Source organism: Pyxidicoccus sp. M15, from assembly GCF_056858435.1.
Genome location: NZ_CM166495.1, coordinates 9,360,333 through 9,372,289, shown reverse-complemented (window position 1 = coordinate 9,372,289; position 11,957 = coordinate 9,360,333). Strand labels below are relative to the sequence as shown.

Sequence of the window (11,957 nt, the reverse complement as noted above, 5' to 3'; positions counted from 1 at the left end):
GATGAACCTGCTTCCCGAGGAGATTGCACGATGACGCTGCGCACGCTCGGTCTGACGCTGTTGGGGACCGCGGGCCTGCTGGCCCTTCCCGCCTGCCAGAAGGAGGAGGCTCCCGCCGCACCGCCTCCGGCCGCCGCCCCGCAGGCTGCCGCGCCCGCCGCCCCCGCTGCCAGGCAGCACGCGGCCACGCCCATCCAGGAGCCCGGCGCGCAGGGCGCCGCGCCCGCCGTTCCGGCCATCCCCGCCGGCAAGGGCGTGGTGCGCGGCACGGTGACGTTCACCGGCACGGCGCCCGCCGCGGCCGACATCCCGCCGAGCAACGACCCGGCCTGCGAGGGCATGTCGGCGAAGGACGCCTCGGTGCTGGTGAAGGACGGCAAGCTGGCGAACGTGCTGGTGCGCGTGCGCGGCAATGTGCCGGGCGCGCCGCCCGCGCCGACGGCTCCGGTGCTGGTGGACCAGACGAAGTGCACCTATGTGCCGCGCGTGCAGGGGGCGATGGCCGGCCAGCCCGTGGCCTTCAAGAACAGCGACGGCACGCTGCACAACGTGCGAGGGCTGGTGGGCACGAAGTCCGCCTTCAACGTGGCGCAGCCGCCGTCGGGCGCGCAGATTCAGAAGACGCTGCCCGCCGACGCGGAGGTGCTCAAGCTCAAGTGCGACGTGCACCCCTGGATGACGGCGTTCGTGGTGACGAACCCGAACCCGTACTTCGCCACCACGGGCGAGGACGGCACGTTCAGCCTCCAGGGCCTGCCCGCCGGGACGTACACGGTGGAGGCCTGGCACGAGACGCTTGGCACGAAGACGGCCGAAGTCTCGGTGAAGGACAACGCGCCGGCCGAGGCCTCCTTCGCCTTCGCCGCGACGGACGCCGCCGCGAAGAAGTGAGCGTGTCGAAGCGATGAGCACGCACGGGCTCGCGCGGGTGCGGTGGTGGTACCTGCGCGGGCTCGGGCTGGTGTTCTGTCTCGCGTTCGCCTCGCTGCTCCCCCAGTTGCCCGAGCTGCTCGGGCCCCAGGGGCTGAGTCCCGCCGCGGAGTGGCTCGACCAGGTCCGTGAGTTCCTGGGCGGTGCGGAGCGCATCCTGCGCGTGCCCACGCTGCTGTGGCTCACGGGCGCGGGCACCGGGGCCCTGCGTGGTGTGTGCCTCGCGGGCTTGCTGTGCGGAGTGCTGCTGTTGGTGGATGTGGCACCGCGCTATGCCCTCGTGGGCGCGTGGGCCGCGTACCTGTCCCTCACCACCGTGGGCGGTGTGTTCCTCAGCTTCCAGTGGGACGTGCTGCTGCTGGAGACCGCGCTCGTCTCGCTGCCGCTCACGCCGGGACACCTGTGGCCGCCTCGCCTCGCGCCCGAGCCGCGCCGTGAGGCGGTACTCCTCGTCCGCTTCCTGTTGTTCCGGCTGATGGTGATGTCCGGCCTCGTGAAGCTCGCGAGCGGCGACCCGACGTGGCGCGACTTCACCGCGCTCGAGTACCACTACTGGACGCAGCCGCTGCCGAATGCGCTGGCGTACGTCGCGCACCAGCTGCCCTCGGGGCTCCAGCGGGCCAGCGCGGTGGCGATGTTCGTCATCGAGTTGATGGTGCCGTTCTTCCTCTTCGGCCCCCGGCGTGTGCGGCTCGCGGCGGTCGCGCTGCTGGCGCTGCTCCAGGTGGGCATCCTCGCCACCGGGAGCTATGGCTTCTTCAACCTGCTGACGCTCGTGCTGTGTTGCGCCGCGCTCGATGATGGCGTGCTGCGCCGGCTGCGTTTCCCGAAGCTCGGGGAGGAGGGTGCTCCACCCGCGCCGCGCGCACGGTGGGGCACCGTGGCGTTCACCGTGTTCGCCGGTGTCTACGCCGTGCTCGCCCTGTCCCAGGATGCGCGCCGCCTCACGCGCTGGAGTCCTCCGGCGCCGGTGTCGACGTTGCTCGACGCCGTGGGCTCCTTCAACAGCATCAACACCTACGGCCTCTTCGCGGTGATGACCACGCAGCGCGAGGAAATCATCATCGAGGGCAGTGACGACGGGCAGACCTGGCGCGAATACCTCCTGCGCTGGCGCCCGGGCCCCGTGGATGAGCGGCCCCGCGTCGCAGCGCCGCACATGCCCCGGCTGGACTGGCAGATGTGGTTCGCCGCGCTGTCCACCTGCCGTGACAACCCGTGGCTCTTGAACCTCCAGGACGCACTGCTCCGGGGCGGGCCCCAGGTGCGCGACTTCTTCCGCGACGGCACCCTGCCGGCCACGCCTCCTCGCTACGTGCGCACCGTCCTCTACGACTACCGCTTCACGGACTTCGCTACGTGGCGCGACACGGGTGCCTGGTGGACCCGGCAACCGTTGGGGCCCTACTGCCCGCCGCTCACCCTGGGGAACGGCCAGCTCCAGGTCGCGAACCCGTGACTCGCGAGAGCTCTACCGGAAGGCCCCGCCGCGGAATGGAATGAGGGTTCCTTCCGCGTCGCTCAGGCAACGGACCCCTGGGGCAGGGCGCTGACACCCGGCGGACCCGACTTCTTCACGGTGAAGCCCACCCGCGCGCCACCCCCGTCGCGGTTCTCCGCGAAGGCCTCGCCCCCGTGGGCGCGCGCAATCCGCTGCACCAGCGCGAGCCCCAGGCCCAGCGAGCCCGCCTCACGGGCCTCGCCGCCCCGGTCCTTCCGGTAGAAGGGCTGGAAGATGCGCACCTCCTCGCCCGGCAGGAGCCCCTGACCCCGGTCGTCCACGAAGAAGGCCAGGTGCTCGCCGCGCTCCTGGACGCGCAAGGCCTCCGCGCCCGTGCCATGCCGCCGTGCGTTCTCCAGCAGGTTGGCCAGCGCCCGCCCCAGCAGCGTCGCGTCTCCCTGCAGGCCCGCCTCCGCCGCCTCCACGTCCAGCAGCTCCACCGACAGCCCCGCGCGCTCCAGCGCCTGCGCCGCGAGCGTGCGCCCGTCCAGCACTCGCGACGTGAGCTGCCCGAAGTCCAGCCGGGAGCTGGCCAGCAGCTCGCCCACCAGTGCGTCCAGCTCCACCACCTCGCGGTCCACCTGGTCCAGCGTCCTCGGGTTGCCCCCGCCGTCGCGCAGCAGCTCCGTGAGCACGCGCATGCGCGCCAGCGGCGTGCGCAGCTCGTGGGACACCGCCGCGAGCAGCTCTCGCTGGTCCGCCACCTGCTTCTCGATGCGGCCCGCCATGTCGTTGAAGGCGACGGCCAGCACCGCGAACTCGCCCGTGGTGTGCGGCAGTACCTCGGCCCGCGCGTTCAGCTTCCCCGCGCCCAGCGCCTCCGTGGCCTTCACCAGCGTGTCCACCGGCCGCGCCAGCCGCCGGGCCAGCTTCCCCGCCGCGAGCCACAGCACCGCCCCCGCGAGCACCAGCGGCAGCGCCACCCGGAGCGGGTTCTTCCCCCGGAAGGGCGAGTAGCACGCCCGCACCAGCCCCAGCGGGACGCCGTCGCGCTCCACGGGGACGCTCATCTCGGAGCGCCGGCACGGCTCGCCCCCGCGCACCAGCAGCGCGCCCGAGGTGTCGCGCAGCTCCACGCCAATCTCCAGGTCCCTGGCGATGGAGTGCACCAGCGCGTCGCGCCGCGCGGGCTCGTCCCAGACCTCCTCGAAGCGGTGCGCCACGAAGGTCCGCACCCGTTCGGTCTCCTGCTTCCACGTGTTGCCGCCCACCAGGTTCATCACCGTCACCACCACGAGCCCCGTGGCGAGGATGGACAGCCCGAACCAGAGGAAGAGGCGCCGGTGCAGCCGCGCGCGCACGAAGTGCCCCAGCCGACCCATGCGCCAGTACCGGTGCCGCCAGCGCGCGTGCACCCGCATGTGCCGCCGCCAGGCCGCGGGGCCATGCCCATGTCCCCAGGGGCCACCGCCTCCAGCTCCCCAGGGCGCGCCTCCATGCCCCCAGGGCCCGCCTCCCCGTGCCTCGTGGCCGGGGGAGTCGCCCCCGGGCCCCTGCCCGGAGTCCTCCTCGTGCGGCCCGCAGTCGGGCGCACAGTCGGGCCCGTGGCCCCAGTCGCGCCATCGGCTTTTCATGGACCCTCTTTGGCGAAGACGTAGCCCACGCCGCGCACCGTCTTGATGAGGCGCGTCCCGACGTCGCCCAGCTTCTGCCTCAGGTGCGAGATGTGCACGTCCACCGTGCGCTCGCCCACCACCGTGTCACTGCGCCCGGCCTCGCCCAGCAGCGCGTCGCGAGGGATGACCCGCCCGGCCCGGCGCACCAGCGCCACCAGCAGGTCGAACTCCAGGCCCGTCAGGTCCACCAGTTGGTCCCCCACGCGCACCTCGCGGCCGGCCACGTCGATGGACACGCCCCCCGCCTCCAGCCGGTCCGCCACCGCCGACGGCTGGGAGCGGCGCAGCACCGCGCGCAGGCGCGCCAGCAGCTCGCGGGGACTGAAGGGCTTGGGCAGGTAGTCATCCGCGCCCAGCTCCAACCCCACCACCCGGTCCGTCTCGTCGCCCTTCGCGGTGAGCATGAGGACGGGGATTCGACTCTTCGCGCGGATGCGCTTGCACACCTCCAGGCCGTCCATGCCCGGCATCATCACGTCGAGCAACACCGCGTCGTAGGCCCCGGCCTCCAGCGCCGCCAGGCCACGCCCACCGTCGGGCGCGTGGGTGACGCTGAGGCCGTTCTGCCCGAGGTACTGCGCGAGCAGCTCGTACAGCCGGGTGTCGTCATCGATGAGCAGGACTCGCGTGGACATGTACGGCCTCTGACTCTAGCGCGCCCCCTCGCCAGGCGCGGGGGACTCGGAGGGACTGCGGGCTGCGGCGGAAGGGGCGGAAGGCCCCCTGGGCGCGCGAGACTCCCACGACTCGCTCGGGCCCCGCGAGCCCCAGCGGCCCTCCCAGCGCTCTCCCCAGGCGCTGGAGTGGCAGTGATGACGGTGACGGGCAAGGCGGGCGAAGCCGGAGGCATAGCCTCCGACGGTGCCCAGGGCGAGCAGGACAATCAGCAGGCGGCGGCGCATGGTGCGTTCTCCTTCGTGTGGATGAAGACGGCGGTCATCGGGTGGGCGTCAGACCATCTGCTCGCCGTGCCCCCGCCAGCCGCCGCGCCCGCCGCACCGGCCATGGCCGCCGTAGCCGCCGCGCCAGCCGTAGCCGAAGCCGTGCTCGAGCAGGTCCGCCAGCTCGCGGCGCTGGCGCGCATCGAGCGCCTCGTGCACCTGCGACAGCCCGCCCTGCACCGTGCGGCGCAGGTTGTCGAGCGCTACGTCATGCCGCGCGAACAGCTCGCGCAGCGCGTCCCCGTCGAAGTGCTCGCCCCGCAGCGAGCGGCCGAGGGCGGCGCGGCTCGGGCCCACCTCGTCGCGCACCTTGGCGAACGCCTCCGTCACCTCTTCCACCGTCTTGACGATGACCTTCTCCTGGCCGGGAGACGTCTCCAGGCGCTCGAACAGCCAGCGCAGCCGGGCGCGGCCCCAGCGCCCTCCGCCGCGGTGATGGTGGTGATGCCAGGGGCGTCCGCCGCGCAGCGTGAAGATGAGCCCCGCGAGGCACGCGGTACCGAAGAGAAATCCGAACATGGTGCTGCTCCCCAGAAGTGCCGTGCCCGGGAGGGGCCGGCGTTGTTGACGGGGAGGAAGGTAGAAGGCGGGTGTGAAGCGCGCGCCCGAGCCCCGTGAAGAAGTGTGAAGGGGGGCGTCGGGCTCGGAATGGAGCGGAGCGCCCGACGGGTTTTTCCTAGCGAGCGACGCTCCTCTCACGGAGTGTCTTCCGTCCGACGCCTGCCTGCCCGGCAGGCTGGAGGCCGGTGGACATACCCCGCCGGGGTGGGTTGTCGTCTTGGGTGTTGGGGCGATGTCCGCTCCGCACGGGCAGCCCGGCAGTCCGGACCGCCGCAAAGCAGAAAGAAGAAGGTCACATGGCAATCGGTACTGTGAAGTGGTTCAACGACGCCAAGGGGTTCGGCTTCATCGCGCAGGACAACGGTGAGGACGTTTTCTGCCACCACTCCGCCATCAACATGGATGGCTTCCGCACCCTCCAGGAGGGGCAGAAGGTGGAGTTCGAGGTCACCCGCGGCCCCAAGGGGCTGCAGGCCCAGAACGTCCGCGCGGCCGGCTAACCGCCAGGTACCGCGGCCACCCATGGGTGGTTTCGAGGCCCGGTCTCCCACAGGGAGGCTGGGCCTTCGTCTTTCCGGCCTCCGGCCTGCCGGGCAGGCGGCCTCGCGGTGTCCACCCGTCGATGCTGGCCGCCTTCCTTACCTTCACGGCAGGAGCGCGGCGCACCCGCCGCCATTCACCGCCTCGAGGCGAAGGAGACGCAGGCATGGGCGACACCAGCGTGAAGAAGGTCGAGAGTCGGCACTCTCCCAAGGGAGAGCTGGGGCAGAAGTACCTGGCCTCCGGCGTCCGCCTGTCCATGCGGCTGTGGGAGGACGAGCCCCCCGCCGAGCCCGCGCCCGCCACGGCCCGCGACTACGAGACGGTGGGCTTCGTGCTGAAGGGCCGCGCCGAATTGCACATCGAGGGACAGGTCATCCTGCTCAACCCGGGAGACTCGTGGCTGGTACCGCGCGGCTCCTCGCACACGTACAAAATCCTGGAGACATTCTCCGCCGTGGAGGCCACCAGCCCGCCAGCCGCCGTGCACGGCCGCGACGAGGGCAAGGACGCGCAGAAAAAGCCCGCCAAGGCATGAGTCGACAGTGGCCTCGGGGGAGCCTCGGGGCCGCTGTCTTTCCTCCGGGTCTCGAAGCCACGGAAGGCACGCGCGATGCCCTCGGTGAGGCCGCGCGCGGAGCCGTGCGACAGCGGCAGGGCCACGCATTCTTCCAGCATCCATGGCGAGGCCTGCGAGGTCGTCCAGCACGACCTGCCGCACGCCCCGGAAGCTGTAGAGGCGCTGTCCCACGAAGCGCGTGTTCTGGACGCCGTTCTGCCGGAGCGTGGACTCGGGCTGTACTGTCGTTTCGTTGGCGTGCCCGTTCGTGTCGTTTGTGATGACCGACGGCTCTGCCCGCTTCAATGCCTCGCTGGCGTCGTAGATGACGCTGGCCAAGACGATGCGTGATGCGGCGCAACGTCCGGGGCGGGTGCTGTTCGAGTCAGGCGCAATCATTTGAATGGGTTTGGAAATGGCAGGCAAGGAGTTGCGCGGTAGGAATTGTGCTGAGACTCCTCACCTGTTCCGGGGCGATTGTGTGCGCTAGGAACGTGGGCCCCCATGCCCACCTTCCAGAAACTCCGACGAAGTCTCCCCCTCGCGGTCCTCGTCCTGCTGAGCGCGCTGGGCTGCCAGCCGACGACGGACACGCCCGCGCCCGACACCGAGGCTCCGTCGGCTCCGGCCACCACGGCAAGAACCGGGCTCGGCGGTCGCTCCGGGCAGCGGCACGCCGACCTGGACCTGTCGGACGAGGGCAGCCTGCCCTCGCCTCAGGACGTCATGGACTGGATGGACAGGGCCGGGGACACGGCCGAGTTCGTCAAGGAAGCCAACGAGTGCATGAGCGGTGGTTTCAACGAGCCCGGCTGCTCCAGGAAGGACGTCTTCTGGAAGGGCACCTGCATGCTGCTGAGTTGGGGGTACAGCGACACGCTGCTCTTCGACCCGGGCATTCCCTTCGAAAGCATCTGCAACGGCGACCCTCCGCTGAAGTGCTGCAAGTACGATCCCTCCGCGCAGTACTGCCACTCGGCCTTCAACTCGAAGGCCCCCATCAACTGCGAGGGCAACCCCTCCGCCCCGTCCGCGGTCTCCTTTGGTCCGTGCCTTCCCCCCAGTCCGGGGGCCCCGGGGTGCCTCTGCGACTACATCCCCCAGTGCGGTGGCCCGGTGGCCGCGCAGCCGCAGGCCGCACCCTGGCGAGGCAATCAGCTCGGCGTGATGCTGGCGAACGCCGTCGAGAGGGGCGGCAACTCGCTCTTCCATCAGGCTCCCGACGACTTCGTCGACTACGTCAGCTTCGTCGGGGCCTGCGCCCACCAGCAGGTCTTCCTGCAGGCCGCGCCCTACGCGAAGCCCGACGAGTTCCCCGCCGGCTACACGCTGAGCGCTGACTACCACACCAATGACAATGACCCGGATGCACGCTACCTGCGCGGGCTGGTGACGCTTGCCGTCCAGCGCGTGTTCTCCGGCATTCCCAACCTGTATGGCCGGTGGAACGCCATCGCCTCGCGGAACTGGACCGAGGCGGAGAAGGCCGCATACCTCGCCAGCGTGCCAGACCCGGATGCCAAGCTGGAGGCGTGCGTGGGCGAATTCGGCGTGCGGATGCTCCAGCGCGCGGCCCCGGCGCTCTACCAGCTCCTCGCCGTTCCCCTCGAGGGAGAGACCCAGCCGGACTGCCGCGTGGGCTGGATGGGCGGAGCCGCCATGTGCTCGGCGCCGTCGCTCACGGCGACAACGAGCGTGGCGGGCGCCACCGTTTCCCTGACCCCCGACATCACCGACCCGGACGCGAGCCACAACGCCACGGGTCATTACGTGGTGCAGCTCGACTGGGGCGACGGGCGCGTGGAGGGGCGGCTCTACACCGTATCCAACCCGGCAACCCACGCATGGCCGCACACGTATCAGACCGCGGGTACGTACACGGTAACGGTCCGGGTCATCAACACGTCCGGCCTGGTAGGGGAAACCACCACGCAGGTGACGGTCGCCGAGGGCTCCGGCGTGCCTGTGGCACGCTCCGTCGATAGCGTCCGGTTCGACCTCGAGGCCGCCGTCAGCGCCGGCACGCACGGGCGCGTGCGCGTGGACGTGTCGGCCACGGACGTGCAGGGCAAGGTCCACTCCCTGGGCTACCACTGGGTGGAGTTGTCCGGCGCGTACGGAACCACTGCCACAGCGCCGCTCACCGACTGGCTGACGAACCGCGACCTGAAGGACATCCAGTCGCTCCGCCTGAAGCCGACCCACTATGATGGTTCCCAGATCTCGTTCCGCGAGCTGCGGCTGAAGGGCGTCACGCTCCAGCTCCACGCGTCGCCGGGCATGGCGCCGGCCACTGCGTCGTATGTGCTGACGAACCGGGACGTAAAGGTCTACGCGACCGGGGCCACGGTCCCCACCTCGCCGCTGATGGAGGTGGGCTCGGGCACGCTGAAGCTGCCGCTCGCGGGCGCGGAGATCGTCATCGACCTCCCGGCGCAGGGCGCACCGCCCGACCCGGCGGTGAGCTACGGCTGCCGCCCCGTATATGGCTCGGGCGAGCCGCTCATGCGGTCAGCCAATGGTGGCTGCGAGGACATCGGCAGCGGCCTCGTCTTTGCCGTCATCCCGAGCAAGATGAGCTGGAACGACGCCATCTGGGACTCGGCGCTCGCGGGCAGTCCCGCCCCCGACGCCAGCGACTACGGCCGGCTCAATGACTACCCGGGCGGATATCCCGTCACTCAGGGGCCGGACAGCACGCCTACGGCGTTCTGCCATGAGCTCACCCAGGGAGGCTTCAGCGACTGGCGACTGCCCACGGAGCACGAGTTGCTCACCGTCGCGAGCGCGTCCAAGGCAGGCGCGTACTTCCCCTACGCCACGGCCGAGGCGTGGACCTCCACGACCTGGGATGCCACCACTGCCGTGCTGCGCAACCTCCAGTCCGGTTGGCCTGCCTACGGCGACAAGGCCACCGGCCAGTACCTGGCCGTGTGCGTGCGCAGCGCGCCGCCCCCCGCCCAGCACACCTGCCGCACCCCCGCGGATGGCGGGCAGACCTTCGTGTCCGCGAGTGGAGGGTGCATGGACACGCGCCCGGGCGGCCTCGTCTGGAGCAAGGCCTCGGTGGTGCCGATGAGCTGGAACGCCGCTGTCTGGGGCTCGGAGTTGGTGGGCAACGCGCAGCCGGACGCGGCGGATGGCGCCCGCCTGAATGACTATGTCGAGGGCATGGTGCCGGACAGCCCGGACAGCTCGACGGAGAACTACTGCCACGACCTGGTCGAGGGGGGCTTCAGCGACTGGCGGCTGCCCACGGACACCGAGCTGCGCACCGTGAGGGGCAGCGCCCTGGCGACGGCGTACTTCGCCTTCAAGACCGCGGAGTCCTTCTGGAGCGCGACTACCTGGTCCTCTCCGCCGACCACGGCCCTGGGCATCGACCTGTCCTCGGGCAGCTACTCGTACAACGCGAAGACGGCCCTGGGGCGCGTGGTCTGCGTGCGTGCGCCGGACACGATGCTCGCCCCGGACCTTGCGGCCACGGCTTTCAGCGCGCCCGCGGCGGCGGTGACCCGGCAGTCGCTGTCCTTCACGTGGAGCGTCACCAACGGGGGCACGCAGGCCGCGCCCGCGACGTGGCGGGACGGCGTCTACCTGTCCCAGGACAGGTACTACAGCCGCGACGACATGTTGCTGTTCGACCAGCCCCGTTCCACGACGCTGGCCCCGGGCGACAGTTACACCACGACGAAGTCCGCCACGCTGCCCGGGGTGCCGGCCGGCGCCTGGTACCTGCTCTTCCGGACCGACAACACCGGCGCCATGGGGGAGAAGGACGAAGCGAACAACACCTGGAGCGCCGTCCCGCTCACGGTGACGAACCCCGACGTGACGCCCACCGCCTTCACGGCGCCCACGACGGCGGGGGGCCAGGGCTCGGTGACCCTGAGCTGGACCGTCACGAACGCGGGAGCGGGCTCCGCGCTGCCGAACTGGTATGACCATGTCTACCTGTCCACGGATGCGACCTATGGCATCGGGGACAAGGAAGTGACGTACCAGGCGCGCACCAGCGCTCTGGCCCCGGGGGCCAGCTATACCGTGACGACGACCGCGCGCCTGCCGGGCGTTCCCGCAGGCTCCTACTACCTGCTGCTCCGGAGCGACTCCTACGGGTATCTCTACGAATCGAACGAGCTGAACAACGGGTGGACCGCGCTGCCCATCACCCTCACGACCAGCGAGCTCGTCCCGGGCGGCCTGACGGCACCGGCTTCCGCCCGGGCAGGGACGAGCATCACCCTGTCGTGGTCGGTCACCAACAGCTCGGTGGACGCCAGCGCGCCCGCTTTCACCGAAGACACCGTGTACCTCTCCACGGACGCCACGTGCTGCTCGGGGGACACGACACTCACGTCCGTCTCCCACACCTCGTCGCTGGCACCGATGGCCAGCTACACGGTTTCCCGGACGGTGACGCTGCCCACGACACTGGCCGCGGGCAGCTACAACCTCATCCTGTTCGTCGACATGTACAACCTCGTCGTCGAGTCGGATGAGTCGAACAACCTCGTGGTGGTCCCCTTCACCGTCATCCCGTAGCCCCGCTTCCCGGGGGCCCTGCTTCCCGGCGGGGCCCTCCCGGAGGTGCTCCAATGCGGGCCGCGGATTCCGGTCGTGGCCATCTCCCAGGCCGTGTGCCGTCGTGCAGGTCGCCATCGAGGTCCCGGAGGCTGTCACGCTCTCCGAGTGCCGGGCCTCAGGACTGCCATGAGGCCCACGCCCGCTCCGTGAGTGGAATCCACAAGCCGGGACGGGCGGCTCCGTTCGTGGATGCCCCGGTCCGCGCAAGTGCGCCAGAACACGGGCGGTGAGGACTGGTCCAGGGGCTGCACCGAGAGCGCGAGCCTCTCACCCTGAAGGTCCATCCCATGCATCGCTCCGTCGTTTCCGTTTTCGTCGTCCTCCTGTCCACTGGCTGTGCCAGCTCGACGGTGATTCGCTCCAGTCCCAGTGGCGCCCTGGTCCGGTCGCGCTCGGGAGAAGTGCTCGGCCGGACGCCGTATGAGTACAGCGACTCGGCCACGGTCAACCATACCGAGAGCTTCACGCTGGAAATGGAGGGCTACGCTCCCGAGTACGTCACCATCCGGCGCGACCAGTGGAGCGGGGCGCGCACCGCAGGAGGCATCGTCGGAGGGCTGTTCATCTTCCCCGTCTTCGCCACTCTCTTCTGGGCCGCCGACTACCGGGAGGCTTACCACGTGGAGCTCAACTCGCTGCCCGACACCGAGACGGATGCGCCCGCGCCCCCCGTTCGGGCACGCCGCGCGACCACCGACAAGACGCGCGCCACCCGCCGCTGA

Annotated in this window: 10 protein-coding genes; 6 read left to right on the top strand and 4 right to left on the bottom strand. The window is 70.7% G+C overall.

Going from position 1 to position 11,957, the window contains the following annotated elements:
- Positions 1 to 30: 30 nt before the first annotated feature.
- Both ACX9TP_RS34510 and ACX9TP_RS34505 read left to right on the top strand, forming a co-directional pair.
- Positions 31 to 891, top strand: a complete 861-nt coding sequence (locus tag ACX9TP_RS34510; protein WP_482974897.1) for a carboxypeptidase regulatory-like domain-containing protein — start codon at positions 31 to 33, stop codon at positions 889 to 891.
- Positions 892 to 904: 13 nt separating this feature from the next.
- Complete coding sequence (locus tag ACX9TP_RS34505) at positions 905 to 2,389, top strand: lipase maturation factor family protein (RefSeq protein WP_482974896.1); 1,485 nt, start codon at positions 905 to 907, stop codon at positions 2,387 to 2,389.
- Between the two features lie 62 nt (positions 2,390 to 2,451).
- Here ACX9TP_RS34505 and ACX9TP_RS34500 read toward each other — a convergent pair whose 3' ends face one another.
- The 4 genes from ACX9TP_RS34500 to ACX9TP_RS34485 all read right to left on the bottom strand — a co-directional run bounded on the left by ACX9TP_RS34500 (position 2,452) and on the right by ACX9TP_RS34485 (position 5,507).
- A complete protein-coding gene (locus tag ACX9TP_RS34500) occupies positions 2,452 to 3,792 on the bottom strand; it encodes a HAMP domain-containing sensor histidine kinase (protein ID WP_482974895.1) in 1,341 nt (446 codons plus the stop codon).
- A 209-nt stretch (positions 3,793 to 4,001) separates the two neighbouring features.
- Positions 4,002 to 4,682, bottom strand: coding sequence for a response regulator transcription factor (locus ACX9TP_RS34495; protein WP_482974894.1), 681 nt, complete (start codon positions 4,680 to 4,682; stop codon positions 4,002 to 4,004).
- A 15-nt stretch (positions 4,683 to 4,697) separates the two neighbouring features.
- On the bottom strand, positions 4,698 to 4,949 hold the full coding sequence (locus ACX9TP_RS34490) for a hypothetical protein (RefSeq protein WP_482974893.1): 252 nt from the start codon (positions 4,947 to 4,949) through the stop codon (positions 4,698 to 4,700).
- A gap of 48 nt (positions 4,950 to 4,997) precedes the next feature.
- Positions 4,998 to 5,507, bottom strand: a complete 510-nt coding sequence (locus tag ACX9TP_RS34485) for a periplasmic heavy metal sensor (RefSeq protein ID WP_482974892.1) — start codon at positions 5,505 to 5,507, stop codon at positions 4,998 to 5,000.
- 338 nt (positions 5,508 to 5,845) lie between these two features.
- Here ACX9TP_RS34485 and ACX9TP_RS34480 point away from each other — a divergent pair, with 338 nt between their 5' ends.
- The 4 genes from ACX9TP_RS34480 to ACX9TP_RS34465 all read left to right on the top strand — a co-directional run bounded on the left by ACX9TP_RS34480 (position 5,846) and on the right by ACX9TP_RS34465 (position 11,957).
- Positions 5,846 to 6,049 carry a cold-shock protein gene (locus ACX9TP_RS34480; RefSeq protein WP_164000232.1) on the top strand — a complete coding sequence of 68 codons (204 nt, stop codon included), beginning with the start codon at positions 5,846 to 5,848 and terminating at the stop codon, positions 6,047 to 6,049.
- Positions 6,050 to 6,255: 206 nt separating this feature from the next.
- Positions 6,256 to 6,627, top strand: coding sequence for a cupin domain-containing protein (locus ACX9TP_RS34475; protein ID WP_482974891.1), 372 nt, complete (start codon positions 6,256 to 6,258; stop codon positions 6,625 to 6,627).
- A gap of 525 nt (positions 6,628 to 7,152) precedes the next feature.
- Positions 7,153 to 11,193 (top strand): CARDB domain-containing protein, encoded by a 4,041-nt coding sequence (locus ACX9TP_RS34470; RefSeq protein WP_482974890.1) that lies wholly within the window; start codon positions 7,153 to 7,155, stop codon positions 11,191 to 11,193.
- 329 nt (positions 11,194 to 11,522) lie between these two features.
- Complete coding sequence (locus ACX9TP_RS34465; protein ID WP_482974889.1) at positions 11,523 to 11,957, top strand: peptidase associated/transthyretin-like domain-containing protein; 435 nt, start codon at positions 11,523 to 11,525, stop codon at positions 11,955 to 11,957.